Raw genomic sequence first — 26,418 nt, 5'->3', positions numbered from 1 at the left:
ATGACACAGACACATCTCGGCAAATCGATCGCCCAACTCTCCGTCCTGATCCAGTCCGGCAGTCTCGATCCGATCGCGCTGGCCGAGGAGACCCTCGATGCGATCCGGACCTACAAGGATCAGGCGATCTTCACGCGGCTGTTGGAAACGCGCGCGAAGGAAGAGGCGGCGGCTTCGTCCCGACGGCTGCGTCAGGGGCGTTCGCGCGGGCTGCTGGATGGTATTCCGGTCGCATGGAAGGATTTGTTTGCAATCGCCGGCCTGCCGACCACAGCCGGGTCGATCGTACTTGCGGATGCAGAGCCCGCGCAGGCCGATGCCGAGGTCGTCAAGGCATTGAAGGCTGCGGGCATGGTGGCTGTCGGTCGGGTCAATATGAGCGAGTTCGCCTTTTCCGGCCTCGGCCTCAATCCGCATTACGGTACGCCACTCAATCCCCTGGCGACGGATGTGGCGCGCATTCCGGGCGGTTCGTCCTCGGGATCTGCCGTCGCGGTTGCGGCCGGTCTCGTGCCTGTCGCGATCGGTACGGATACGGGCGGCTCAGTGCGCATACCGTCTTCCTTCAACGGCCTTGTCGGCTATAAGGCAAGCCATGGCCGCTACAGCATGGACGGCGTCTTTCCGCTGTCGACCAGCCTCGACTCGCTTGGGCCTTTGTGCCGCAGCGTCCAGGATGCGATCTGGATCGATGCCGCAATGCGTGGGCGCTTTGTCCCCGAGGTGGAGCGTGCCGAAGCCCCCGGGCTTTCTATCGTGGTACCCACAAATATCGTCATGGATGATGCGCAGGATGGTGTTCTTGCAGCTTTCGAGGCGACGCTGGCGAGATTGAGCGCCGCTGGCGTTAAGATCCGGCGAGCTGCCTTTCCGGCTTTCGAAAGGCTCCTTGAGCTTATGGCCGAGTATGGGCCGCTGGTTACCGCCGAGGCCTTCGTGCTGCATCACCGCCGTCTGGCAGGACCGGAAGCCGCTTCCATGGATCGGCGTGTTGTCGCGCGGACACGCCTTGGAGAGAAGACGACACTGGTCGGCTATCTGGAAACACTCAAAGTGCGCGAGCAACTGGTCAAGGAAGTGACTGGCACGCTTGGGCCAAACGAGTTCATCGCCTATCCGACGGTTGCCCATGTTGCACCGGCGCTGGCGCCACTGGAAGCCGATGACGAGCTGTTCGTAAAGATCAATGGCAGGACGCTGCGCAATACGGCGATCGGTAACTTTCTCGACTGGTGCGGCGTCTCCCTGCCTTGCGGCACGGGTGAAGCAGGCATGCCGGTCGGCTTCCTGCTGTCGGCGCCGAGAAACCATGACGAGCGACTGTTGGGCGCGGCGCTGGCGTTGGAAGAGATCGTCGCGGACTAACGTTGCGCGGCGGATTTGCCGCATCCTATCGGTCCTCGTCCACTATCGCGGGGCGAGGATCGAAAGCTCTCTTCCTTCAATGCGAACGGTTGCCACCGGCAGTCGGCTCGGCGTCGACGATCCAGCGGCGGTGCGGGCCGAGCGCGATCAGCAGCACGACAGACAGGAAGCAGCAGCCGGCGAGGATGTAGAAGCCGATATCGCCATTGTCTGTGGCTGCGTCAACATAGGCCTTGATCTGCGGCGAGGCGAAGCTGCCGAGATTGCCGAGCGAGACAATGAAGGCTATGCCGCTAGCGGCACCGACGCCCCCGAGATAGCGGGTCGGCAGACTCCAGAAGACCGGCTGCGAAGAGGCAAGGCCTGGAACCGCGATGCAGGCCGCAATCACCATCACCCACGGATTCATCGTCAGGCCGATCGTTCCTAGCGCGATGGTGCCTGCCGTCAGCATGGCGATGCAGACGATGCGGTGGTTGTCATGCTTGTCGGCATAGACGGTGAAGAAGCGGGTTGCGAAAAGCGCGCAAAGCCAGGGTAGGCCGAGCAGCACGCCGACCCAGGTATTGACGCCGCCGCCGAGCGCCTGCGCCAGCCGCGCCGGCAGGTAAAAGGTGATCGGGCCGACACCGATCTGGATGAACAGGTAGATGCCGATGAAGGCGAGGACGCGCCAGTCTTTCAGCACGCTGAAGACCGAGTGCTTCACTTCGGAAAGCTTGCTGCGCTCTTCTGCCTCGATAACGGCATTCAGCGCGTATTTCTCCTCCGCCGTCAGCCATTTCGCTTCGTTTGGGCGGCTCGTCAGGAAGAACAGAGCTACGATGCCGACGACGGTTGCCGCCAGGCCCTCGACCGCAAACATCCATTGCCAGTTGGTGAGGCCAAGGACGTCGTGATGGGTGAGCAGCCAGCCGGAAAGTGGTGCACCGATCACCAGCGACAGGGGAATGCCGAGATAGAACAGGCCGGTGGCGCGCGCTCGCTGCTTGGCGGGGAACCAGTAGGTCAGATAGAGGAGAACGCCCGGATAGAAACCGGCTTCGCAAACGCCGAGCAGAAAGCGCACGATGTAGTAGCTCGTTGGCGTGTGGGCAAAGACCATGCAGGCGGAGACGATACCCCAGGTAATCATGATCCGGCTCAGCCAGAGGCGGGCGCCGACGCGCTGCATGATCAGGTTGCTCGGCACTTCGAAGGTGGCGTAGCCGAGATAGAGAATGCCGGCGCCGAAGGCATAGGCTGCATCCGAAATACCGGTATCGGCCTGATAAGCCACCTTGGCGAAGCCGACATTGGATCGGTCAAGAAAATTCAGGATCAGCATCAAGCCCAGAAAGGGCAGGAGACGAATCGTCGCCTTGCGTACGGCGCTTTGCAGCGCCGGATTGTCGTTTGTCATAAGTTACTCCTCCCAAAGGCAGAATGCCTCGTAGCGAGACGCTCACGGACAAGGCATGCCTTCATGCTTAAACCGGATCTCGATCTGGCTATTGACGCGACAGCCAAGCCTGTCTCCATCTTGCATATACGCAGATTATATTTATGTATGAAAAGGTCAATAGGCGCGAGCCCACACGCGCTCGGTCCGCTTAAGGGCAGAGCATAGCGTTCGGGCAGCAGTGGGATCCGGGTGCTTTTGCCGAGTTGGATGCGCGGCAAAAGCTACGACCGGCGAGCCGATTGGCGCGTCCCGATCATGTCCCTACGCGAAACGCCGGGCTATTTTGGCGTATGTTCAGGCAAGATAGGGACCGATGCGCTTCGCGACGGATGCGACATCCGTAACACGCATCCCTGCCACGTTGATCCTGCCGGAATCCGGCATGTAGATGCCGTGTTCGGCCCGGAGCTGCCGGACGTTTTCCGGAGGGATCGGCAGAAGGGAGAACATGCCTTCCTGCGAAGCGATATTGGCGAGATCAGGACGAAATTGTCCGAAGGCTTCGGCGGCGGCGCGGCGGATTTCGGCTATGCGGTTGCGCATTTCGCTGAGTTCAACGACCCAGGTCTGGTGCAGTAAAGGGTCCTGCAGGATCGTGGCGACGATAGCAGCCCCATGCGCTGGCGGCATGGAATAGCTGGTGCGGGCATAGCTTGCGAGATTGCCGACGCCTTTGTTCAACGGCGCCTGCTGATCGCCGAAGAGATAGACCGCGCCGGTGCGCTCCCGATAGAGCGAGAAGGACTTGGAGCAGGAGACGGCAACCATCGCCTCGCCGACCGCTTCGATGACATCGATCATGCCGGCTGCATCTTCGACCCGGCCTTGACCGAGGCCTTGATAGGCATTGTCGAAGAGCGGCAGCAATCCTTTGTCGGCGACGATCTCGGCGATGTCTCGCCAGTTCTGCGATGATAATCCTGCACCTGTCGGATTATGGCAGCTCGCCTGCAGCAGCACGGCATCGCCGCGTGCTGCATTCCGCAGGGTTGTCAGCATCTCGTCAACGAGAATGGTCTGCTTTTCAATGTCGAAGAAGCAATAGGTTGCGATCTGAAGGCCGACGCTGCCGAAGATTGCCTGATGATTGACCCACGTCGGCGTCCCTATCCAGATCTTGCGTCGCTTGTCGAGGGCGAGCAGCTCCGCAGCAAGGCGAAGGGCGCCAGTACCGCCCGGCGTCTGAATTCCCGCAAGATGCTTGCCGCCATGGCGCTCGCCGAAAACTTCGGCCGCCAATGCTCGAAGGAAAACAGGATCGCCTTCCGGACCGATATAGGATTTGGATTGCTGCGTTTTCCAGAGATGATGTTCGGCCGCCTTGACGGCTTTCATGACCGGGGTCTGGCCGGTTTCATCGCGATAGACGCCAACGCCGAGGTCGATCTTTCCAGGCCTCTCATCGGCCGCGAACTTGGCAATCAGCTCAAGCAGTGGATCGGGCTTCTGCTCCGTTAGGTTCTCGAAAAATGCTGTCTTATTCATTGGCCCATCCCTTCCTCTTGCGGCCAATCCTGCAGAACCCGCACGAATTCCGTCAGCCAGGCATTCGTTTGATGCCCGTCCAGAGAGCGATGGTCGATCGTCAGGGACACGTAGGCCATCGGGCGGATCTGTATCGTATCGACCTTGTCGATCTCCCGTACCACGACGCGTTTTTCCAGCTTGCCGATGCCGAGGATGGCGGATTGTGGCTGGTTGATGATGATGGGGGATGCGACCAGCGAGCCGGAAACGCCGTGATTGGAGATGGTGAAGGTTCCGCCTTTAAGCTCCTCGCCCTTGAGGGCGTTGGAGCGTGCCCGGTTCGTCAAATCCTGGAGCCTTGCGGCAATCGCCTCCAGCTGGAGATTCTGCGCCTGCCGGATGATCGGCGCGACCACGCCCTTGTCGCCCAATGCGATGCCGACGCCGATATTGACATCGGCGAACATCTCCAGGCCGTCATCATGCCACTGGCTGTTGACTTCGGGTACGAGTTTCATGGCCGCAACGGATGCCGCTACGAAATAGGAGGTATAGGAAAGGTTTACGCCCTCGGCCCTCAGGCGATCCTTTTGGCTTTCGCGATGGCGCATGATCGCCGTGAAATCGGCCTCGAAGATTGCGGTGACCTGCGGCGCCGTCGCCAGGGATTGGGCCATATGCCTGGCGATCGAAAGCCGCATGGCGGAATGGGGAACGATGCGAGATTTGCCGTCAGCCGCGACTGCCACCGGGGTCTGTCCAGCCTCAACCTGCTGTGACACTGACGCAGATGGATGCGGCCCGGCGGTTTCCAGCGCATGATCCATATCGGCGCGTGTGACGCGCCCGCCTTTGCCGCTGCCTTTCAGACTGGCCGGGTCGATCCCGTATTCCTCGGCGGCCTTGCGAACGGCAGGTGAATAATAAGCCGCGGCGGAGGCCGTGGCAGGTGAGGCCGGCTGTATCTGCAACGGAACCTCGGCCAATAGCGCTACACCACCGTTTGCATTTTCGATGCTCATCCGTCCGAGGATCGCGCCGGGCGCGGCATCATCGCCATCCCCCATCGCGATTTCGCTCAGGATGCCGTCGCATGGGGCCGGTATCTCCTGGGTGACCTTGTCGGTTTCCAGTTCGACAAGCGCATCGCCTTCCTTGACACGGTCGCCGATCCGCTTCAGCCAGTTTCGGACAACCGCTTTCGTGCCCTCCTGCTCGATCGGAGCCGTGATCTCGATGATACCAGTCATCCCTAAAACTCCAGGATTTCGGCAATGCGTTTGGCGATCCGCTCGCTGGACGGGACGGCCCAATCGAGAAGAGCAGGATTATGCGGGCTGGGAATATCCGGCATGGTCAGGCGTGAGACGGGTGCATCGAGATCCGTGAAGGCCTTGTCCGCGATCACGGCGGCAATTTCCGCGCCGAAGCCTGCGGCTTCGAGATCTTCGTGGACGATGAGGCAGCGATGGGTCTTGGCGACCGATGCAAGCACGGCTTCGTTATCCCAGGGCATCAGAGTACGAAGATCGATAATATCCGCAGACAGGCCTTCCGCCGCCTCCTCGCAGCGATGCACCATGGCGCCCCAGGTGACGATGGTGATGTCGTTGCCTGTTCGCGTCAGTTTCGCCTTGCCGAAGGGCAGCGCGAAATGGTCGCCGGGATAGGGGCGCCGCGCCCAAGCGTGATCGAGCATCGCCCGATGCTCGAAGAAGATGACCGGGTCGTTGCCGCGGATCGAGGTACGCAGCAGGCCGACCGCATCTTCGGCGTTCGAGGGAACGGCGACCTTCCAGCCTGGTTGATGTACGAAGGCCACTTCGTTGGTCTGGCTGTGCCACGGATCGCCGCATTTGAAAAAGCCGCCGGGCATGCGCACCACGACGGGGGCGGCAAAACGGTTGTTGGTGCGCCAGCGAATAGTGCCGCAATCGTTCAGCTGTTCGGTCGCCGGTTCGGCATATTTCCGGAACTGGATTTCGGGAACGGGGACGAGCCCGGCGAGCGCCATCCCCACGGCCCGGCCGATGATGCCCTCTTCGGACAGCGACGTATCGAAAACCCGCTCGCTGCCGAATTTTTCCTGCATGCCCAGGGTGACGGCGTGGACGCCGCCTTTTGGGCCGACGTCCTCGCCGAAGATTACGACGCGCTCGTTGATCGACATCTCGTGTTCGAGCGTTCTGCGGATCGCTGTGACCATGTTGATGCGCGGCCCGGATGTCTCCGGTTCGCTTGTCGTCGCCGGTGCGGAATAACCCATGGGATGCTGGCCGCCCATCGTCTGCATGTCGCCGTCGAAGAACACATGGCGTGTCACGGAGGAGGGGTCGGCAATCGGCCTGTTTTCGGCTTGCGCACGGGCGTTTTCGGCCGCTTCTCGCGCGTCGCTTTCGCAGACATCCCATTCCTGTGCTGGCATCACGGCGGGAACGAGGAAATCTTTCAGGCGCGGCAGGGGATCGCGCTCCCACTCGCGCCTCACGGTTTCCTCGCTCTTATAGGTCTGCGTGTCCTGAAAACTGTGGCCCTCAAGGCGCGGAACCGTGAGCCTGAGAAGCGCCGGCTTGCGTTCGTCACGAACGAAGGAGACGGCATCCTGCACCAGATGCGCAGCTTCGGCGGGGTTGCAGCCGTCGCCATCGAAGATTGCGAGGTTTTTCCAGCTCGCGAGATTGGCGGCGATATTCCCTCCCGGCGTCTGCACCGTCGAAGGCACCGAGATGCCAAATCCATTATCCTCGATATAGAACAGCATCGGCAGTGCTTGTGTGGTTGCAGCGGTCAGCGCCGCCCAAAAGCCGTTCGAGGCAACCGAGCCGTCGCCGCCAAGCACGACGCCGATATCGCGTACGTATTCCGTGCGCCCGAGCGTGGTGGCATAGTATTTCATCGCCTGCGCCCAGCCGGCCGTCGGCGTGTATTGCGCACCGACGCCGCCGCACATGGGCAAGGCCGAGGCGCCGGAACGGTTTGGATAGTTGAAGACGACACCGATGTCGCGGCCGTCGGAATAGCCGCCGGCGCGGCCCATGGCTGAACCCAGCGCATCGGCCGGGTCGACGCCGAGAGAAAGCAGAAGTGGCCGCGAGCGATAATAGCCGCAGGTCGCGTCGTGCAGGCCGGTCAGCTGCATTCCAAGGAGGATCTGTGCCATGTCGTGTCCGCGTGCGGAAAACTGGTAGAGAACCTTCTTTTCCGGAACGAGGCGCTTCTCCTCCATCTCGTCGAGAGCCCGGGAGAGATGAACGAGATAGGCAACCTTGCGCCAGTCGATGTGATCGTCGGGCGAGTTGCGCTCGTGGCTTTTGAAGGCTAGCTGGGCCATGTGATCCTCCTCCAGATGGCTCAACTATTTTAATTCAAGCGTCAGCTCTATTCCTTTCAATTTGACAGGTTCTGCCGTATCTTTTGAAAGACATGTTTCATGAGTGGCGGATTTCTGAATGGAAGATTTCGATCTCGATCACGTCGACAGAGCGATTCTGCGCGTCCTGCAGGAGGAAGGCGATATCAGTCAGGCGGCACTGTCAGAAAAGGTAGGCGCATCGCCCGCGTCCTGCTGGCGAAGGATCAAGGCATTGGAAAGCGCGGGCGTGCTTGGGAGGACGGTTCGCCTTGTCGATCCCGATAAGATCGGCAAGGGGTTGAATGTCTTCTGCCAGGTCAAGATGAAAACCCATGATCCGCCGACGCGGCGCGATTTCGAACAGTTCATCGCCAGCTATCGCGAGGTACTGGAATGCTACTCCATGTCGGGGGAGTGGGATTACCTGATCCGCGCGGTCGTTGCCGATGTCAGGGAATATGAAGGGCTTTTGATGCGGGGTATCCTGACCCATGAAGCCGTGCTGAGCTCGTCGTCGCACTTCTCGCTGAAATGCGTCAAATACACCACGGCGTTGCCGACGAATGTGTCACGATAAAGCCTCTGTCCGTACTCGCCTTGAATAGTGCGAGCGTCTCACGCTAATAAACCCTAATAATTTCAGATGCGGAGCAGGGGTTGGAGTGTCGGCTGATAACGTCAAACTCGGCCATGATCTGAGCGAAGCGGTCGCGGCGCTCCTTATCAACTTGCCGATAAAAGCGGCGGGCTTCATCGTGACGATCTACGGCGATGTCATCGAGCCGCGCGGGGGCGTCGTCTGGATCGGCAACCTCATCGAGACGTGCAAGAGCGTCGGGATTACCGAGACACTGGTGCGGACCGCAGTGTCGCGATTGGTTGCGGCGGGTCAGCTTGCGGGCGAGCGCGAAGGGCGCCGCAGCTTCTATCGGCTGACCGACGCCGCTCAAGCCGAATTCGTCGAGGCTGCCAGCCTGTTCTATGGGCCACAGCCCGCGGTTCGATGGCAGTTCGTCCTCATCAACGGACCTGCGCCGGAAGAGATTATGCAGGGCCTTGAACGGGAGGGATTTGCGAGGTTGAACCCGCGTCTCGCAGTAGGAACGCATCCTGCACCGCCCTTGCCGGGCCGCGTCGTTATCTTCGATGCGCAGTTGGCGACCGAGAACGGTGCATTGAGGGAATTTGCCGAAGAGGCCTGGAACCTGCCGCGTTTCGCAGAGGCCTATCGCGAGTTCATTGCCCGGTTCGGTTCATTTTTCAAACGCGTCGGAAATTGTGCCGCGCTATCGCCGTTCGACTGCCTGATTGCGCGGCTGCTGCTCGTGCATCAATATCGCCTGATCATGCTGCGCGAGCCGCATCTTCCCAGGTCTGCGCTGCCGGATAATTGGCCCGGCGAAGAGGCACGGCGGCTGTTCGCCGAACTCTATCTGCTTTTGTCGAAAAAAGCCGATACATATGTTGGCCGCCATTTCATCAATGAGGCGGGCAAGCTTCAAGAGACTACGCCAGCGAGCCAGAATCGGCACGAACGTCTCAAGTCCCTCTGAAACATCAACCCTCACAGTCACATAGCGTGTGAGTTCTCTTCGCAGCGTGTTTTCACGGCACTAAATGTCACAGAAATCTTCAAAAAATCATTTGTATTGTGACATATCTCATGCTAATACAGTGACCGATCGGTCGGTTAATGCATTTGCCGCGGGGTCGCTGTTTCGTGGAGGAGAACAAGGAACAGGCTTATACTGGCGGTGCCGTAACGCGGCGGCCTTGCTGATGCGCTTCGAGACGCCCCCGGGCCTGCGATCATTCTCGATCGCGTCGGACGCACGAAGACGGAGGAAAGATCAATGTATGCACAGATGGTGAAAACCGACGGCGCCCGCATCCGTTCCCTCGATGAAATGGAGCCCCAGGAGCGCGCCTTTCAGGAGCGCGTCGATGCCGGCCAGAAGATCGAGCCGAAGGAATGGATGCCGGAAGGCTACCGCAAGACGTTGATCCGCCAGATCAGCCAGCACGCTCATTCGGAAATCGTCGGCCAGCTGCCGGAGGGCAACTGGATTACCCGCGCTCCGACGCTGGAGCGCAAGGCGATCCTGCTTGCCAAGGTGCAGGACGAAGCCGGCCACGGCCTCTATCTCTACTGCGCCGCCGAGACGCTCGGCATCAGCCGCGACGAGATGTATGAGCAGCTGCACTCCGGCAAGGCCAAATATTCCTCGATCTTCAACTATCCGACGCTGACCTGGGCCGATATCGGCGCGATCGGCTGGCTCGTCGATGGTGCGGCCATCATGAACCAGGTTCCGCTGCAACGCTGTTCTTACGGCCCCTATGCGCGGGCCATGATCCGCATCTGCAAGGAGGAAAGCTTTCATCAGCGCCAGGGCTTCGACATCCTGATGAAAATGGTGAAGGGAACGCCCGCCCAGAGGGCCATGGTGCAGGATGCTTTGAACCGCTGGTGGTGGCCGTCGCTGATGATGTTCGGCCCTTCGGACGAGGCTTCCGTACATTCCGCCCAATCGATGGCCTGGAAGATCAAGCAGAATTCCAATGACGAGCTGCGGCAAAAATTCGTCGACCAGACGGTACCGCAGGCGGAGTACCTCGGCCTGATCGTCCCCGATCCCGATCTGAAGTGGAACGAGGAGAAGGGAGGCTACGATTTCGGCGAGCCGGACTGGGAAGAATTCTTCAACGTGATCGCCGGCAACGGTCCCTGCAACGCAGAGCGGCTGAATGCCCGCAAGCAGGCCTGGGAGGATGGCGCCTGGTTCCGTGACGGTCTGACGGCGCATGCCGAGAAGGTGGCCGAGCGCCGCGCCGTTGCGAAGATCGCCGCCGAATAAGTTTGGGAGAGAGAACCATGTCCAGTGAATGGCCGCTTTGGGAAGTTTTCATCCGTGGTCAGCATGGCCTCAACCATCGCCACGTCGGCAGCCTGCATGCGCCCGATGCGGAGATGGCCATCAACAATGCCCGCGATGTCTATACGCGTCGCAACGAAGGGGTCAGCATCTGGGTGGTGCGGTCTTCCGACATCACCGCCAGCGCGCCCTCGGAAAAGGGTCCGCTCTTTGATCCCTCTAATTCTAAGGTTTATCGCCACCCGACCTTCTTCGACATTCCGGATGAAGTGGGGCACATGTGATGGCGACCGCTATCCTTGAGCCGGCGGTCGCTCAGGCCGCTCTCGTCGAATTCCTCCTGCGCATCGGCGACAACACGCTGATCTTAGGCCACCGCGTTTCCGAATGGTGCGGCCGAGGGCCGGCGCTGGAAGAGGATATCGCGCTCGCCAACACGGCGCTCGACCTCATCGGCCAGACGCAGCTCTGGCTCACTCTGGCGGGTGAGGTGGAAGGCAAGGGCCGTTCGGCCGACGAACTCACCTATCTGCGCGACGGCTGCGAGTTTCGCAATATCCTGCTGATCGAACGCCCCAATGGCGATTTCGGCAAGACGCTGATGCGGCAATTTCTCTTCGACGCCTGGCACTATCTGCTGCTGAAAGCGTTGAAAGGCTCGACCGACCGACGCATCGCTGAGATCGCCGAGAAGGCTTTCAAAGAAGTCTCATATCACCTCGATCGCAGCCGCGACCTGATCATCCGCCTTGGCGACGGCACGGCCGAAAGCCATCGTCGCATGCAGGAGGCTCTCGACGATCTCTGGGCCTTCACCGGTGAAATGTTCGTTGGCGATGCCGCCGATGCGGCACTGGCACAGGTCGGCGTGATCCCGGAACCGCAAAGCCTCAAGGCGGGCTGGGACGAGATCGTCTCCGATATACTTACCGAAGCGACGCTGAAACGCCCGGCAGATGGCTACATGCACAAGGGCGGCCGGCGCGGCGTTCACACCGAGCATCTCGGCTATCTCCTGGCCGAGATGCAGTTCCTGCAGCGCGCCTATCCGGGCGCGACCTGGTAGGAGGCTGACATGGTGACCGCGCTGCATCCCTCGGTCGACGAAGTCTGGCACTGGCTGTCGGAGGTGCCGGATCCGGAGATCCCGGTGATCTCGCTGACCGATCTCGGCATCATCCGCGACGTCGGCTGGCACGAGGATACGCTTGTGGTGACGGTGACGCCAACCTATTCGGGCTGTCCCGCCACAGCGATGATCAATCTCGATATCGAGCGGGCGCTTGCCGAAAAAGGTCTCGACCATGTGCGCCTCGAGCGCCGGTTGTCGCCTGCCTGGACGACGGATTGGATCAGCGCGGAAGGCCGCGAGAAGCTGCGCGCCTACGGCATCGCCCCGCCGATCGATGGCACCGCTGCCGATGGCGTGCTGATGAAACGCATTGACCGGCTTGCAGGCCGTTCCAACCTTGTTGTCGCCTGTCCGCACTGCGGATCGACGAACACGGAAAAGATCAGTCAGTTCGGCTCGACGCCCTGCAAGGCAAGCTATCGTTGCACCGAGTGTCTGGAGCCGTTCGATTATTTCAAGTGCATTTGACCCCTAAACGACGAGGCCCGCATCCATGGCACGTTTCCATCCGCAGACCGTCACCGACGTGCGCCGCGAGACGCGCGATGCGGTCGTCGTCACGCTTGCGCCATCCGAGGAGGACCGGGCCATCTTCGATTTCACGCAGGGCCAGTATCTGACCTTCCGCCGCAAGTTCGATGATGAGGAGCTGCGCCGCTCCTATTCGATCTGCGCCGGCAAGGATGAAGGCGTATTGAAAGTCGGCATCAAGCGTGTCGATGGCGGCTGCTTCTCGACCTGGATCAACGAAAAGCTGAAAGCGGGCGACACGCTGGAAGCCATGCCGCCGATGGGGGCCTTCTTCACGGCGATAGAGCCGGACGCGGCAAAACATTATCTCGGCTTTGCCGGCGGCAGCGGCATCACGCCGGTGCTCTCCATCATCAAGACCGTGCTGGCGCGCGAGCCACGCTCGGTCTTCACGCTGGTCTATGCCAACAGGCAGATCAGCTCGATCATGTTCCGCGAGGAGCTCGATGATCTGAAGAACCTATATCTCGGCCGCCTATCGGTGCTGCACATTCTTGAAAGCGAAGCGCAGGAAATCGATCTTTTTACGGGGAGGGTCGATGCGGAAAAATGCAAGGCGCTCTTCAAGAGCTGGATCGACATCAAGTCGGTTGCGACAGCCTTCATCTGCGGTCCCGAGCCGATGATGCTGGCAATTGCCGCGGCGCTGCGCGAGCACGGCATGCGCGACGACCAGATTAAATTTGAACTTTTCGCCTCCGCGCAGCCCGGCCGCGCGCGGCGCAAAGTGGAACAGGCCGCCGGCGCGGACCAGGACGCGGCGTGCGAGGCGACGGTCACGCTCGATGGCGCGACGAGAGTTTTCAAATTCCCCAAGCAGGGCCAGAGCCTGCTCGACGCGGCGCTCGAAAACGCCATGGACGCGCCCTACGCCTGCAAGGCCGGCGTTTGCTCCACCTGCCGCGCCAAGATTCTCGAAGGCGAGGTGGAGATGGAGGTCAACCACGCCCTTGAGGATTACGAGGTGCGCCAGGGCTATGTGCTGACCTGCCAGTGCTACCCGCTCACCGACCGTATCGTCGTCAGCTACGACCAGTAGGCTGCGTTCGCGTCGAAGGGAGGAACAAGATGTCCGAGACGATGCCGATCGAGCAATATCTAGAGGAGGGCGGTATGCTGTCCTCACCCGACAATGTGCCTCCCCGCTATCGCGGCGAACTCTTGCGTTTGATGGCGAGCTTCGTCGATAGCGAACTGGCCGGTTCCGCCGGCTTTGCCGATATCATCAACGACGCCCCGGGTATTCAGGAGCGCATTTCCGCAGCGCGCATCGTGCTGGAAAAGACCGACCATGCCGGTCAGGTCCTGAAGATCATGGAGTCTTTCGGCGTCGATGGCGGGCGCTATGCCGCCCAGCATCCATGGGCGGCACGGCTCGCCCGCGATGCCGATATAGGTGCTGTGAGGCACGGCGGCGACATGCGGCTTTCCGTTTTCCACTACCCCCTTGAAGGCTGGGTGGATGCAGTCGTCATGAACGTTCTGATGGGTGCTGCCAGCGTCGCACAGTTGAAGGAGCTGGTGCGTGTTTCCTACCAGCCGCTGGCAGAAACCTTTCGCGCTATCCTGCCGCGTGAAAAGCGGCACGCCGAACTCGGCGCCGCCGGTCTTGCCCGCGTCGTCGCCGATGACGAGGGACGGACTCAGGCCCGCGCTTCGGTCGCCTATTGGTATCCCCGCGTCGCGGTGAGTTTTGGCCATGCCGGCTCGGCCCGCTTCGAGACATTGTCGCATTTCGGCCTGCGTCATCAGCCCAACGAGACCCTGCTTGCCGAATGGCGTGACGATGTCGATGCGCAGCTCTCTGCGCTTGGATTGAACTGAGAGGATAGTGAGATGAACATCATGGCAAAACAGCCGCGCCGGCTCGAAAGCTATGTCGGAGGCGCCTGGGTCGTCGGCGCCAAGGAAGGCGTGCCCCTGCTTGATGCGTCGACCGGCGTGCCTGTCGCGTCCATTGATTCCTCCGGTATCGATTTCAAGCAGACATTAGCCTATGGCCGCGACAAAGGCGGACCGGCACTGCGGCGCCTTTCCTTCCATGAGCGCGCCGCAATGCTGAAGGCGCTTGGGCAGGCGCTGCTCGAGAGGAAGGAAGAGTTCTACGCGCTCTCTACGGCGACGGGCGCCACGCGCGCCGACAGCTGGGTCGATATCGAAGGTGGCATCGGAACCCTGCTGTCCTATGCCTCCAAAGGTCGGCGCGAGCTGCCGAATGCACGCGTGCTGCTCGATGGCGATGCGGAGCAGCTCTCCAAGGATCAAAGCTTTTCCGCGCAGCATATCCTAAGCCCGCTGCAGGGTGTTGCCGTTCACATCAATGCCTTCAATTTCCCCTGCTGGGGCATGCTGGAAAAGGTTGCGCCGACCTTGCTTGCCGGCGTTCCCGCCATCGTGAAACCGGCGAGCCAGACAGCCTATCTCACCGAGCTGATGGTTCGCCGTATCATCGAAACAGGCCTGCTGCCGGAAGGTGCGCTGCAGCTCGTTTGCGGCTCGGTTGGCGATCTCGTCGATCATGTCGAAGGCCAGGATGTGGTGACCTTTACCGGCTCTGCCGCAACCGGCCGGCGTCTGAAGATGCACAGGTCGATTATCGAAAATTCCGTGCGTTTCACCATGGAGGCCGATAGCCTCAATGCGGCCGTTCTCGGCCTCGATGCTGCTCCCGGCACGGAGGAGTTCGATCTCTTCGTCAAGGAGGTCGCTCGTGAGATGACGGTCAAGGCCGGGCAGAAGTGCACGGCCATCCGCCGCGTCATTGTGCCCCGTTCCTATATTGAAGCGCTGATCGCCGCGTTGAACGACCGCCTCGGCAAGATGGCAATCGGCAATCCGGCCGATGAGACTGTTCGCATGGGGCCGCTTGCAAGCCTCGACCAGCGTGAGGAAGTCCGCGCTCGCATTCGGGATCTCGCTACCGAGGCCGAGATCGTCGGCGGCGATCCCGACAATCCGCGCGTCACGTCCGGCGATGCCAGCGCCGGCGCCTTCCTCAATCCGGTTCTGCTTTATTGTGACAAGCCGGGCTCGGCGCGTGCCATTCACGATGTCGAGGCCTTCGGCCCGGTCAGTACCGTCATGCCCTATGATACGGCGGAAGAGGCGGTCGATTTGGCACGGCGCGGCAAGGGCAGTCTCGTGGCCTCCGTCTTCACCAATGATCCGCATTTTGCCGAGGAAGTGGTTCTCGGTCTGGCACCGTTCCACGGCCGCGTCATGATCGGCAACCGCTTGAGTGCCAAGAGTTCCACGGGGCACGGCTCACCCTTGCCGGGCCTCGTTCACGGCGGTCCCGGCCGCGCAGGCGGCGGTGAGGAGCTCGGCGGTATCCGTGGCGTCAAGCATTACATGCAGCGCACTGCAGTTCAGGGCACTCCGCGCCTGCTCTCGGCCGTGACGGGACGTTGGATGGATGGGGCGGATGCGCGCACCGGCAGCGAGCATCCGTTCCGCAAATCGCTCGCCGAGCTGAAGGTCGGCGATCAGCTCGTCACCACCACGCGCACCGTCACGCTCGACGATATCGAGCATTTTGCGAGTTTCACCGGCGACACGTTCTATGCTCATATGGACGAGGAGGCAGCCAAGGCCAATCCGTTCTTCGAAGGCCGTGTCGCGCATGGTTATCTCATCGTCTCGTTCGCGGCCGGCCTTTTCGTCGATCCCGCTCCAGGCCCGGTTCTCGCAAATTATGGGGTCGACAATCTCCGCTTCCTGACACCGGTCAATCCGGGTGATACGCTCCAGGTGCAGTTGACCTGCAAGGAAATCAATCCCCGCATCAATGCCGAGCATGGCGAGGTGCGCTGGGATTGCAAGGTAACGAACCAGCTGGATGCCGTCGTCGCGCAATATGACGTTCTGACGATGGTGGCGAAAACGAGAGAGTGAATGCATGACGACGATTGAGCAAGACCCGCATCGCCTGGAAATGACCGTGCTGATGACGCCCGATATGGCGAATTTCAGCGGCAAGGTGCATGGCGGCGCCCTTCTGAACCTGCTCGATCGCGTTGCCTTCTCCTGTGCGTCGCGCTATTCCAAGCAATATGCCGTGACGCTGTCGGTCGATCAGGTGCTGTTCAAGGAGCCGATCAATGTTGGCGAACTCGTCACCTTCCGTGCCTCGATCAACGATACCGGCCGTACCTCCATGGAAGTCGGCATAAGGGTGGAAGCGGAGAATATCCGTTCCGGCCAGCGCCGCCACACCAACTCCTGCTATTTCACCATGGTTGCCGTCGACGAGGCCGGTCGCCCGGTTCGAGTACCCGAGCTGGTGCCGGTAACATCAGTCGATATCCGCCGTCACAAGGCAGCCCAACTTCGCCGCACCTTGCGCCGCGAATTCGCGCAGCGGCTGGAAGCGGTGGCCGAAACCGGTCGAGACGTGGAAGGTTTGGGAGCCGACTGAATGGCGCAGATCTATTCCTATGACGGTTTGATCCCGGTCATTGATCCCCTAGCCTTCGTGCATCCGGCCGCAACCGTCATCGGCGACGTTATCATTGGCCCGGCCTGCTATGTCGGGCCGGGCGCCGTGCTGCGCGGCGATTTCGGACGCATCGTGCTCGAGCGCGGCTCGAACGTGCAGGAGACCTGCGTCGTCCATAGCTTCCCGAACCTGGAAGTTGTGATCGGGGAGGCGGGGCATATTGGCCATGGCGCTGTGCTGCATGGCTGCCGCATCGGCGCCAATGCCATGGTCGGCATGAATGCCGTCATCATGGACGAGGCCGTTATCGGCGAGAATGCGATCGTCGCCGCCATGGCCTTCGTCAAGGCGGGCGCCGAAATTCCGGCTAACAGCCTTGCGCTGGGATCGCCGGCCCGGGTGGTGCGTGAGCTTACGGCAGATGAGATTGCGTGGAAGCGCCAGGGTACCGCCATCTATCAGCGCCTCGCACTGGAGGCAAAGGAGAAGCTGGCGGCCGTCGAGCCGCTCACCGCGGCCGAGCCTGATCGCCGCCGCATCCGCGCGCCGGAATATGATCCTCTTATTCTCGAACGGATGAAGCTCGGCGATTGAGACGCGATATCAACGGACGGCCTTGACCCCTTCAAGGATGAGAGTGGTGGCAATATTGGCATATTCGTCGCGGGTGATCGGGCCGTTGGGACGGAACCACATATAGACCCAGTTCATCATGCCGAAGAGCGACATTGTAACCGGCATCAGCAATGGCTTCTTCTTGTTGAGATCAGGGTTGAGGTCATGGATCACACTGGAAAAGCGCTTGACGATGCGTCTTTCGATCGTCCGCAGTTCCGACAGCTGTTCCTGCGATAGAGCATGCGTGCCGTTGAGCTGCACCTTGTGCTCGTTGTCGGCGCCCTCATAGTTCTTCAATACAGCTTTCACCAGCAGGCGCAGCCGCTCCTGCGGCGTTACATCGGTGCGATCGGCTGCTTCGATTGCGCTTTCCAGCTCTGTCAGATGCGTTTGCACGATATCAAAGATCAGCGCGTCCTTACCGGGATAGTAGTGATAGAGCAGGGCTTTCGAGACATTGCCGTGCGAGGCGATCATCGACATGGAGGCCTTCTCCATGCCGACCTCGGCAAACACCGCCGCGGCACTTGCCAGGATGCCGCGCTGCTTTTCCTCGAAATCAACTGCGCGCGTGCGTGCCATGTGATCCTGCTCTGCTCATTGCCGATTGACCTTATCCATGCCTGATGGTCGATGCTTCCTATACACGATCAGATCCTTGTCGGGCTATCCGGTACGACACCAATCATTCTTTCGGGCGGTTGTCGACCACACGCTTTGCCTTGCCCTCCGAGCGGACAACACCGCCCGGCGGATGCACGGCGATCTTCGTCGAGACACCGACCACGCTCTTGATGTGATGGGTGAGCTCCTTTGCCGAAACGTCGCGCGCGATTTCGTCCGCCGCCTCCAGCGTGCATTCGACATGAACGGTCATGTTGTCCATGCGGCCGGAGCGCGTCAGCTCGATCTGGAAGTGCGGCGCAAGCCCGCGGCATTTGAGGATCTGCTCCTCGATCTGTGTCGGGAAGACATTGACCCCACGCAGGATCATCATGTCGTCGGAGCGCCCCGTCACCTTTTCCATGCGGCGCATCGAGCGTGCCGTGCCGGGCAGCAGCCGCGTCAGGTCGCGCGTGCGGTAGCGGATGATTGGCAACCCTTCTTTGGTCAGCGTCGTAAACACCAGCTCGCCGAGTTCGCCATCTGGCAAGATCGCGCCGGTGACGGGATCGATGATCTCCGGATAGAAATGGTCTTCCCAGATGTGCAGCCCGTCCTTGCTCTCGACGCATTCGCTGGCAACGCCCGGACCTATGACCTCAGACAGGCCATAGATGTCGACGGCATGCATGTCGAAGGCGTGTTCGATTTCCTCGCGCATGGCGTTGGTCCATGGCTCTGCGCCGAAAATGCCGACGGCGAGCGAACTTTCTCGGGGGTCGATGCCCTGGCGGCGGAATTCATCGAGGATGGACAGCATGTAGGAGGGGGTAACCATGATGATGCGCGGCTTGAAATCCTCGATCAGCGTCACCTGCCGTTCCGTCATCCCGCCGGAGACAGGGACTACCGTGCAGCCGAGCTTTTCCGCGCCGTAATGTGCACCAAGACCACCGGTGAACAGGCCGTAGCCGTATGCGACATGCACCAGATCGCCGGCGCGGCCGCCAGCGGCCCGGATCGAACGCGCAACGACGTTCGCCCAGATATCGACGTCCTTGGCGGTATAGCCGACGACGGTCGGTTTACCTGTCGTGCCGGAGGAAGCGTGGAGCCGGGCAAGCTTTTCGCGCGGCACCGCGAACATGCCGAAAGGATAGGTGTCGCGAAGATCCTTCTTGGTGGTGAAGGGGAATTTGGCGAGATCGGACAGGGTCTTCAGATCGGAGGGATGCACGCCGGCTTCATCGAAGCGTTTGTTATAGAAGGGCGAATTCTCATAGGCATGGGTGAGCGACCACGTCATGCGCTCGAGCTGCAGCGCGGAAATCTCGTCGCGCGAGGCTATCTCGATCGCTTCCAGCTCGCCGGCTCGCGGGAAAAGGTTTTCCATGAATGTCTCCTCCAGAAATGCTTGTCCTCTTGTCTCTTCCCGCATTCCGGCCGGAACACCGCTGCGCATTTTTCCGGGTAATGCTGGGCGCTGCCGGCATGAACCCTATTCCGGCAGAAGCGTGCCCTTGACCGTTCGCGAGTGGCCGCGGAATTCCGCGATCTGCTCGCCCTTCTGATTGGTGATCGCAATGTCGTAAATTCCGCCGCGGCCGCGGCGCGACACCTCCCGCGCCGTCGCCGTCAGCAGGTCGCCCCCGAAGACCGGCGCGATATAGGTCACCGAACAGTGCTGGGCGACGGTGCGCTGGTTGTAGCTGTTGCAAGCGAAGGCGAATGCCGAGTCGGCAAGCGTGAAGATGTAACCGCCATGACAGGTGCCGTGACCATTCGTCATCGCTTCGGTGATCGCCATCGAGAGCGTAGCCTCACCCGGTGCTACTGCAAGCAGCTCCATTCCGAGATGCCGGCTGGCATTGTCTTCGTCCCACATGGCTCTTGCGCAGGCTTCGGCGAGCGCCTCTGGGGAAAGCGTGTCGGCGATGCTCATTTGCCCTTGAACTCCGGCTTGCGCTTCTCGAGGAAAGCCGTGACGCCCTCGGCATAGTCGGCGCTGCGGCCTGCTTCGCGCTGAAGGTCGCGTTCAAGATCGAGCTGTTCGTCGAGCGAATTTGTCGCTGCCGCCTGAATGGCGCGCTTAGTCAGGCCGAGGCCTTTTGTTGGGCCGGCGGCGAGCCTGATGGCAAGCGCCTTTGCCTCATCCATCAGCATTTCATCGTCTACCACGCGCCAGATCAGGCCCCAACTGGCCGCCGTTTCCGCATCCAGAGGCTCAGCCGTCAGCGCCAGCGCCTTGGCGCGGCCCTCGCCGATAAGCCGCGGCAAGTTCCAGGTGCCGCCGGAATCCGGCACGAGACCGATTTTTGCGAAGGCCTGGATGAAGCGGGCGGAACGGGCGGCGAGCGTGATATCGCAAGCGAAGGCGATATTGGCACCGGCACCGGCGGCCACGCCATTGACCGCGCAGATTACCGGCTTTTCCAGACTGCGAATGAGGCGCAGCAGGGGATTGTAGAAAGTCTCGATCGTATGGCCGAGATCCGGCGTGCCTTTGCGCGGATCACGATCGCCGAGATCCTGGCCGGCCGAAAAACCACGACCGGCTCCCGTCAGGAGAACCGCGCGAACATCCGCATCACGATGTGCACGCTCGAAGCCGCCGCGCAGCGCAAGATGCATTTCTTTGTTGAAGGAGTTGAGTTTGTCGGGTCGATTGAGCGTGAGGCTCAAGACGCCATCGGCAAGCGCCGACAGAATGGTGTCGGATTCGGACATGTTTCCTCCCTGCCGCCCTTTCGATGGCGACGGCAAAACCCTTGCATAAACCGACCGGTCAGTCAATTATAAATGCAATGATTGGGAGGAAGACCATGACCGTCACCATCACGCATGAAGGCGCGATGGCTCTCATCGTCCTATCTTGATCCGGCTGAAATTAGCGAAGGACTTGTGCAGTCGGAGCATTTCCTGAGGCTGCGTTTCTTCGGGTCTGCCTATGTCACGAAGCTTCTGAAGATTGTGCCGGCCGGGAAAACGGTCACGGAAGTCCTGGCGATCGGCTTAACACTGGCGCGGCGGCCCGATGTATTATGGGCAAACCCGCGGCCTTGCCGAAATCGTTGCGCTTGAAGGCGTTAGCGCGGCGAATGTCCGCAAGCCCCTGCATGCCGACCTTTGCATGCCGACGGGAGAGGCCGGGGGAGCGGTTGAATCTCCGCCTTGCTCCCTACCCCTCGATTCTAAAGGGTACTTGCGGCCGCGCAACCTGGCGGAATCGATATATTGAAGCCCGGCTCCAAGGTGCTTTGTTAAGGCAAAATTTGGAGATGCTGATGCTACAGATACTGACCCGACGAGACCGCAATGCGGCGTCCTCGTATTTCACTCAGATGTTCCGCGCCCGCGCGCTCGTCTTCCGTGATCGAATGGGGTGGGATGTCAACGTTGAAGGTGGTTTGGAGATTGACCGCTTCGACGACGAGCACGACCCCATCTACCTGGCCGTGAAGGAAGGGGACGACGAGCTTACGGGTTCGCTGCGGCTGTTGCCGACAACGAGCGAGACGATGCTTTCGAGCGAGTTCCAGCATTTTTTCAACGAGGATCTCGATATCTGCAGCCCTTCGATCTGGGAGTGCACCCGGTTTTGCGTGCATCCTCCGCTCCAGGCCGGACATCCGCCGTCGCAGACAGCCGCCGTCGAACTGCTCTCCGGTCTTTGCCGCCTGAGCTTGAAATCGGGCATCGAGCACATCATGGGCGTCTATGATGCATCGATGATCGGGGTTTACCGAAAGATCGGATGGTCGCCGACGCCGCTTGCGCGTTCGCGACCGGAGATCGGCAACCTCTATGTCGGCCTTTGGGAGGTGAACGAGGAGTCCGATCAGCGGCTTGAGCAGCGGCTGAGAATGATGCGCGGCAAGGATGACAGGACCCCCACCTTGCAATTCGCATCTTCGTCGCCGGGCAATATTCAGTTCAGCTTTTGATGAGCTCAAGCGAAATTGCTTTCGCAATCGCCTGATTTGTGGTGCTGACGTGAAGTTTCCGGCGGCCGGAGCTGAGATACAGGCGCACGGCGCTTTCGGAAATTCCAAGAATGGATGTGATCTGCTTCGGAAGCAGGCCGTGCGCCAGCAGTTCCAGGCACTCGGTTTCCCGCTTCGAAAGCTTGCGTCCGATGCTTTGCTCTCGCAGACCGGACACGATCAATGACTGCTCGTGCAGATAATAGGCGATCACCTGCAGATCGCCTATTATGCTGTCTCGCAATTGCTCCCAGTCGCCGCTTTTCAGATTTGAGGTAACTGTAAAAAGCGATCGCTCACCGTGAGGCCCTCGAACGACCAGCGTCAAGCCGTAGCGCCCGACATCAAAGGCTTCGGCTTCGCGGAAAAAGGAGATGCTTTGCGGCGACTTCAGATCGAGGGTCGACCAGTCGAAGGGCAGAAATCCGTTGCGTCCAGCTTGAACAACGGGATCGATCGAGAAGTAATCGTGCGCTATATATGTCTCTACCCATTCCGGCGGGTAGGTCAGCAGGAGAAGCGGGTTTTGCTGCGACAAGGCGGCGATTTGCGTCACATGAAAGGCTGCGTTTGCCAGGCCGTATAAAGAACAGAACTTGAATAAGAACTGTCGCAATTCATCAATGTCATTTGCCTGAGCTATCTCGGACAAGCAATGAGATTGGCGTGATCCTGTCAACATAGTCTCACCATAGAAGCCGAAGTGAAAGCGGTGCTTGGGCCATGCGCAGCGCGTCTGGGATGCCTTTCGAAGTTTGAAGGTCATCCTGGCGCTCCGGCCGCACTCTCAGCTATTCAGAAGCCAACTTTTCGCGGGCATGATTGGGCTCTTAAAATTGTCGAAAACATAGTCGCTGCCAATCATATGAGGGTTGTGCTGATGCATCTTTGGATACACGCTGAAGATACAGATCCAGCCCCTCGCCATATGTCCATACGCGCCATGTAAGGTTCCGCCAAGCGCCCGCTGCTTCCCTCGCGACCATGCCGGTGCCGGCTGTCGCACGCGAAGTCCGCATTCAGATGGCTGATCAGGAGGCCGGGCAATCGAAACCTTCACCATGTCTGACGAACTCACATGCAGGCGATCACGCCGGCTTTAAGCCTGGGCAGGGTGCAAGCTCCGGTACACTATCCGTTGCTTTCAGCTTTTCAGTTCCTGTGTCGAGAGATCGGCGCCGCAGGGCCAATTGCGCAGATGGTCGGTACGGTGGTCTTCCCGCCGCCGCCCACATGGTGGCGTTTTGGAATGACCGCTACCGCACTTTTACAGAGAGAAGTGTGGGCTGATGACGAAGGCGAACCGAGCCGGAATCGCTTGATAGCCTGTGCTGCACAGCCAAGCACGATGCGCGGATGCGCCTGAATAAATGGGGAGGGCAATGATTTGGAATTTCGAGGTCATAGTGGCCATTATCGGCAGCCTTGGTGCTGCCGGTATTGTCCTGTGGCGATTGGCGGGCCCCGCCGCCGCAGAAAGGAGACACGGGAGCGTAACGACAACACCGACGCGATTGTGGAAGAGGCGGTTGCCTCCTCGGGATACGCGACTTATTGAAACGGACAGCTGTGCGATTTCTCAAGGTGAGGCTTTGTAGAATGCCGTCTGTCACGCTCGCGCAAATGAGGGCCGTCGAAGCTTTGGCGCGCACGGGAAAGTTTTCCCGTGCAGCCGAGGATTTGGGCATCAGCCAGCCCTCGGTTTCCACGCAGATCCAGTCATTCGAAGAGCTGTGCCGCACGCGCGTCTTCATTCGGGATGGGCATAATGTCAGCGTCGCGCCATCGGCGGTCGATCTGATCGCCAAGATCCGGATCACGCTGAAATGCCTGAGCGAGGTCGACCGCGCGATCACCGATACCACGTCTTTGAACTCGGGCACGATCTCGATCGGCTTCAGTGCGCATCGCCTCATCATGCCGGTCCTGACGGCGTTCGTCCGCGAATACCCTTCGCTACGCCTGACGACGCGGGGCGGGCCTTCGCTCGATCTTGCCGACGCCGTGCTGTGCGGCCAGCTCGATGTCGCCGCCATCTCGCAGGTGGCACCCGACAGCCGCTTTTCCTCGCTGCGCCTGCATGAATCGCGCGTGGCGATCTATGGCCGCAAGGGCGATCCGATGCTGGCCAAGGGCCGGCTGACGCTCGGCGATCTCGATGGCCGCGACATGGTGCTCTGGAACAAGGCGTCCGGCACCCGTACGTTATTGGAGGATGCGGCGAACAAGCGGGGCATACGCCTGAAGCCGGTGCTTGAAGTCGCGACACTTGACGTTGCCTATGCCGCGGCGGCTGCCGGAATTGGATTGGCGATCTCTATCGAAGGCGAGGTTCCGCCCGATGACCATATCGAGGTCGTGCCGCTGGTCGAACCGGAGCTGGCCATCGGCCATTACCTCGTCACCCTGCCGGAATGCCGCGATCACGCCGCTATCCAGGCGTTTTTTGATGTCGCCAGGGAGCATGCCAGCGAAGTTGACGGCGGGATGCCTTCGAGTTGATTTCAAATTATAGGTAAGTCATATAATTTTTCCAAATTTATAATTCTGTCGTATAATTTTGCTAGTATTTGCCCTATAGGCTGACGGTCGAGACTCGATGTCGACCGAGGAAGGGTAACGATATGGCGAATGGATATGACCTTGCGGTTGTCGGTGCGGGTATTGTCGGCATCGGCGTGGCATTGGCGGCTGTGCGCCAGGGCAAGAAGGTCGTCGTCATCGAGCGCAATGCCAAGGCGGTCGGTGCCTCCATTCGCAATTTCGGCTTCGTGACCATCAGCGGGCAGAAGGGGGGCGCCCATTGGGAGCGCGCCATGCGGGCGCGTGACATCTGGTCCGAGATTGTCGACGAGGCTGGCATTGCGGTCATCCATCGGGGCTTGGTCATGCCGGCGCGTCGCTCGGAAGCCGCCGTGGTTGTCGACGCCTTTTTGAAGACAGCGATGGGCGAGAAGTGCCGCCTGATGACGAAGGCCGAGGCTGGCGATCTCGTGCCCAGCCTGCGTCTGGATGGCGTCGAGACTATTCTTTATAGCCCGCACGAGCTGCGTGTCGAATCCTCCGCGGCGCTGCCGAAGCTCGCAGCCTGGCTCGAGGCTCGGCACAAGGTCGATTTTCGCTGGAACACGGCCGTCCGCGCCATCGAGGGAACGCGGATCGAGACCAGCCACGGCGCGATCGAAGCGGAAGCCGTCGTCGTCTGCCCCGGCGACGATTTCTCGACGCTTTTCCCGGATGTCATCGCCAAGCATAATCTCATGATCTGCACATTGCAGATGCTGCGGGTGGCACCCGCTCAGCCGAGCCGGTTCGGCGCGGCCGTCATGTCGGATATGAGCCTTGCCCGTTACGAAGGTTTTGCCCAGCTGCCGGAAGCGGAAGCGCTTGGAGAGCGACTCGATCGCGAAGAGGCCGAAAGCCGCGCCGCCGGCATCCACCTGATCGCGGTCCAGTCGGCCGATGGTTCTCTCGTCGTCGGGGACAGCCATGTCTACGGCAATGCGCAGCAGCCATTCGCCAGCGAGCGCTTCGACCGGCTGATCCTCGATGAGTTCGATCGCGTGTTCGACCTTCCGGGTCGTACCGTCGTCAACCGCTGGATCGGCACTTATGCCTCGTCGAAGGAGCGGACGGTGCTGGTCGAGCGCCCCGCCGATCATATCCGCCTCGTGATGGTGACGGGCGGAACCGGCGCCTCGACCGGCTTCGCCCTCGGTGAGCAGGTCATCGACGACCTCTACGCTTCGACATCTCGGTCTTGGGAGCGAAATCAGTGAGCCAATTGAAAGCCGTTGTATTCGACTGGGCTGGAACGGTCATCGACTTCGGATCCTTCGCCCCCATGGGCGTCTTCGTCGAAGCCTTCAGCCGCTTCGGCATCGAGGTCACCATCGCGGAAGCGCGTGAGCCGATGGGGCGGCCGAAATGGGATCATATCGACGCCATGCTGAAGCAGCCTCGCATCCGCGAGCTGTGGGCCACGCGTCATGGCAAGACACCGACGGCAGCCGATGTCGACGCGGTCTACGAGGTCTTCGTGCCGATGAACGAGGAGGTGGTGCATAAGTTCGCCGATCTCGTGCCGGGCACGACCGAAGTTGTCGGGACGCTGCGCCAGCGTGGAATGAAGATCGGTTCCACGACGGGTTACACGCGCTCGATCATGGAGCGCGTCCTGCCGCTTGCGAAAGAGCAGGGCTATGAGGTCGACAATCTCGTCTGCGCCGGCGACCTGCCGCATGGCCGGCCGACGCCGATGAACATGTACAAGTGCTTCCTCGATCTCGATGTCTGGCCGGCGCATGCGGTGGTCAAGGTCGACGATACCGGAGTCGGCATCGATGAAGGCGTTGCGGCCGGCTGCTGGACGGTCGGCGTCGCGCTGAGCGGCAATGAGGCGGGTCTCACTCCGCAAGAGATCGCCGCTATGGCGCCGGATGCGCTCGCCAAGGTTCGTGAGCGCGCAGCGGGAGTTCTGAAGGCACGGCGCGCGCATTATGTCATCGATACGGTTGCCGATCTGCTGCCTGTCATCGACGATATCGAACGTCGGCTGGCCGCCGGCGAACGACCGTAATTTGATTGGTGTTCAGAGCTGGCAGGGCTC

Annotated in this window: 25 protein-coding genes; 16 read left to right on the top strand and 9 right to left on the bottom strand. The window is 60.6% G+C overall.

What is annotated here, in order from left to right; translation table 11 throughout:
• Positions 1–1,365 (top strand): amidase, encoded by a 1,365-nt coding sequence (locus tag I8E17_RS25540; protein WP_069610132.1) that lies wholly within the window; start codon positions 1–3, stop codon positions 1,363–1,365.
• A gap of 76 nt (positions 1,366–1,441) precedes the next feature.
• Here I8E17_RS25540 and I8E17_RS25535 read toward each other — a convergent pair whose 3' ends face one another.
• From I8E17_RS25535 to I8E17_RS25520, 4 genes are all read right to left on the bottom strand, one after another.
• Positions 1,442–2,767: an MFS transporter gene (locus I8E17_RS25535; protein WP_069610131.1), complete on the bottom strand. Its 1,326-nt coding sequence runs from the start codon at positions 2,765–2,767 to the stop codon at positions 1,442–1,444.
• 336 nt (positions 2,768–3,103) lie between these two features.
• Positions 3,104–4,294 (bottom strand): aromatic amino acid transaminase, encoded by a 1,191-nt coding sequence (locus I8E17_RS25530; protein ID WP_219511652.1) that lies wholly within the window; start codon positions 4,292–4,294, stop codon positions 3,104–3,106.
• A complete protein-coding gene (locus I8E17_RS25525; protein ID WP_113366203.1) occupies positions 4,291–5,526 on the bottom strand; it encodes a 2-oxo acid dehydrogenase subunit E2 in 1,236 nt (411 codons plus the stop codon). The genes I8E17_RS25530 and I8E17_RS25525 overlap by 4 nt, the downstream gene beginning before the upstream one ends.
• 2 nt (positions 5,527–5,528) lie before the next feature.
• Positions 5,529–7,607, bottom strand: coding sequence for a transketolase C-terminal domain-containing protein (locus I8E17_RS25520; RefSeq protein ID WP_069610128.1), 2,079 nt, complete (start codon positions 7,605–7,607; stop codon positions 5,529–5,531).
• 118 nt (positions 7,608–7,725) lie between these two features.
• Between I8E17_RS25520 and I8E17_RS25515 the strand changes: the two genes are divergently transcribed.
• The 11 genes from I8E17_RS25515 to I8E17_RS25465 all read left to right on the top strand — a co-directional run bounded on the left by I8E17_RS25515 (position 7,726) and on the right by I8E17_RS25465 (position 17,199).
• Positions 7,726–8,205, top strand: a complete 480-nt coding sequence (locus tag I8E17_RS25515; protein ID WP_069610127.1) for an Lrp/AsnC family transcriptional regulator — start codon at positions 7,726–7,728, stop codon at positions 8,203–8,205.
• An 85-nt stretch (positions 8,206–8,290) separates the two neighbouring features.
• Positions 8,291–9,181 (top strand): phenylacetic acid degradation operon negative regulatory protein PaaX, encoded by an 891-nt coding sequence (paaX, locus tag I8E17_RS25510; protein WP_069610126.1) that lies wholly within the window; start codon positions 8,291–8,293, stop codon positions 9,179–9,181.
• A gap of 300 nt (positions 9,182–9,481) precedes the next feature.
• The gene (paaA, locus tag I8E17_RS25505; RefSeq protein WP_069610125.1) at positions 9,482–10,486 is read left to right on the top strand and encodes a 1,2-phenylacetyl-CoA epoxidase subunit PaaA; all 1,005 of its coding nucleotides are present in this window, start codon (positions 9,482–9,484) and stop codon (positions 10,484–10,486) included.
• 17 nt (positions 10,487–10,503) lie between these two features.
• The gene (gene paaB / locus I8E17_RS25500) at positions 10,504–10,788 is read left to right on the top strand and encodes a 1,2-phenylacetyl-CoA epoxidase subunit PaaB (RefSeq protein ID WP_028745698.1); all 285 of its coding nucleotides are present in this window, start codon (positions 10,504–10,506) and stop codon (positions 10,786–10,788) included.
• Positions 10,788–11,570: a 1,2-phenylacetyl-CoA epoxidase subunit PaaC gene (gene paaC / locus I8E17_RS25495; protein WP_069610124.1), complete on the top strand. Its 783-nt coding sequence runs from the start codon at positions 10,788–10,790 to the stop codon at positions 11,568–11,570. Before paaB ends, paaC begins: the two co-directional genes overlap by 1 nt.
• Positions 11,571–11,579: 9 nt before the next feature.
• A complete protein-coding gene (gene paaD, locus I8E17_RS25490) occupies positions 11,580–12,104 on the top strand; it encodes a 1,2-phenylacetyl-CoA epoxidase subunit PaaD (RefSeq protein WP_069610123.1) in 525 nt (174 codons plus the stop codon).
• A gap of 25 nt (positions 12,105–12,129) precedes the next feature.
• Positions 12,130–13,206, top strand: a complete 1,077-nt coding sequence (paaE, locus tag I8E17_RS25485) for a 1,2-phenylacetyl-CoA epoxidase subunit PaaE (RefSeq protein WP_219511656.1) — start codon at positions 12,130–12,132, stop codon at positions 13,204–13,206.
• Between the two features lie 29 nt (positions 13,207–13,235).
• Positions 13,236–13,991, top strand: a complete 756-nt coding sequence (locus tag I8E17_RS25480) for a Phenylacetic acid catabolic protein (protein WP_069610121.1) — start codon at positions 13,236–13,238, stop codon at positions 13,989–13,991.
• Between the two features lie 12 nt (positions 13,992–14,003).
• Positions 14,004–16,061 (top strand): phenylacetic acid degradation bifunctional protein PaaZ, encoded by a 2,058-nt coding sequence (gene paaZ / locus I8E17_RS25475; RefSeq protein ID WP_069610120.1) that lies wholly within the window; start codon positions 14,004–14,006, stop codon positions 16,059–16,061.
• A gap of 4 nt (positions 16,062–16,065) precedes the next feature.
• Positions 16,066–16,584 (top strand): acyl-CoA thioesterase, encoded by a 519-nt coding sequence (locus I8E17_RS25470; protein ID WP_069610119.1) that lies wholly within the window; start codon positions 16,066–16,068, stop codon positions 16,582–16,584.
• Positions 16,585–17,199, top strand: coding sequence for a transferase hexapeptide repeat family protein (locus I8E17_RS25465; RefSeq protein WP_069610118.1), 615 nt, complete (start codon positions 16,585–16,587; stop codon positions 17,197–17,199).
• A gap of 9 nt (positions 17,200–17,208) precedes the next feature.
• On the opposite strand, the gene I8E17_RS25460 is transcribed toward I8E17_RS25465, so the two are convergent.
• The 4 genes from I8E17_RS25460 to paaG all read right to left on the bottom strand — a co-directional run bounded on the left by I8E17_RS25460 (position 17,209) and on the right by paaG (position 20,553).
• Positions 17,209–17,805 carry a TetR/AcrR family transcriptional regulator gene (locus I8E17_RS25460; protein ID WP_069610117.1) on the bottom strand — a complete coding sequence of 199 codons (597 nt, stop codon included), beginning with the start codon at positions 17,803–17,805 and terminating at the stop codon, positions 17,209–17,211.
• Between the two features lie 103 nt (positions 17,806–17,908).
• Positions 17,909–19,219, bottom strand: coding sequence for a phenylacetate--CoA ligase PaaK (paaK, locus tag I8E17_RS25455; protein WP_069610446.1), 1,311 nt, complete (start codon positions 19,217–19,219; stop codon positions 17,909–17,911).
• A 105-nt stretch (positions 19,220–19,324) separates the two neighbouring features.
• Positions 19,325–19,768 (bottom strand): hydroxyphenylacetyl-CoA thioesterase PaaI, encoded by a 444-nt coding sequence (gene paaI, locus I8E17_RS25450; protein WP_069610116.1) that lies wholly within the window; start codon positions 19,766–19,768, stop codon positions 19,325–19,327.
• A complete protein-coding gene (gene paaG, locus I8E17_RS25445; RefSeq protein WP_069610115.1) occupies positions 19,765–20,553 on the bottom strand; it encodes a 2-(1,2-epoxy-1,2-dihydrophenyl)acetyl-CoA isomerase PaaG in 789 nt (262 codons plus the stop codon). The genes paaI and paaG overlap by 4 nt, the downstream gene beginning before the upstream one ends.
• Positions 20,554–21,110: 557 nt before the next feature.
• On the opposite strand from paaG, the gene I8E17_RS25440 reads away from it, so the two are divergent.
• Positions 21,111–21,770, top strand: a complete 660-nt coding sequence (locus I8E17_RS25440) for an acyl-homoserine-lactone synthase (RefSeq protein WP_083258036.1) — start codon at positions 21,111–21,113, stop codon at positions 21,768–21,770.
• Here the strand turns inward: I8E17_RS25440 and I8E17_RS25435 are convergent.
• The gene (locus I8E17_RS25435; protein ID WP_229002161.1) at positions 21,760–22,575 is read right to left on the bottom strand and encodes a LuxR family transcriptional regulator; all 816 of its coding nucleotides are present in this window, start codon (positions 22,573–22,575) and stop codon (positions 21,760–21,762) included. The genes I8E17_RS25440 and I8E17_RS25435 overlap by 11 nt on opposite strands.
• Before the next feature lie 833 nt (positions 22,576–23,408).
• On the opposite strand from I8E17_RS25435, the gene I8E17_RS25430 reads away from it, so the two are divergent.
• The 3 genes from I8E17_RS25430 (at position 23,409) to phnX (ending at position 26,388) form a co-directional block, all read left to right on the top strand.
• Positions 23,409–24,311 carry a LysR family transcriptional regulator gene (locus I8E17_RS25430; protein ID WP_069610112.1) on the top strand — a complete coding sequence of 301 codons (903 nt, stop codon included), beginning with the start codon at positions 23,409–23,411 and terminating at the stop codon, positions 24,309–24,311.
• Positions 24,312–24,433: 122 nt separating this feature from the next.
• Positions 24,434–25,588, top strand: a complete 1,155-nt coding sequence (locus I8E17_RS25425; RefSeq protein WP_113366202.1) for a TIGR03364 family FAD-dependent oxidoreductase — start codon at positions 24,434–24,436, stop codon at positions 25,586–25,588.
• Complete coding sequence (gene phnX / locus I8E17_RS25420) at positions 25,585–26,388, top strand: phosphonoacetaldehyde hydrolase (protein WP_069610110.1); 804 nt, start codon at positions 25,585–25,587, stop codon at positions 26,386–26,388. Before I8E17_RS25425 ends, phnX begins: the two co-directional genes overlap by 4 nt.
• The last annotated feature ends 30 nt before the right edge of the window (positions 26,389–26,418 follow it).

It is taken from the genome of Rhizobium sp. AB2/73, assembly GCF_020871915.1.
Classification (GTDB): Bacteria; Pseudomonadota; Alphaproteobacteria; order Rhizobiales; family Rhizobiaceae; genus Rhizobium; species Rhizobium dioscoreae.
This window is presented reverse-complemented; position numbering and strand designations above follow the sequence as displayed.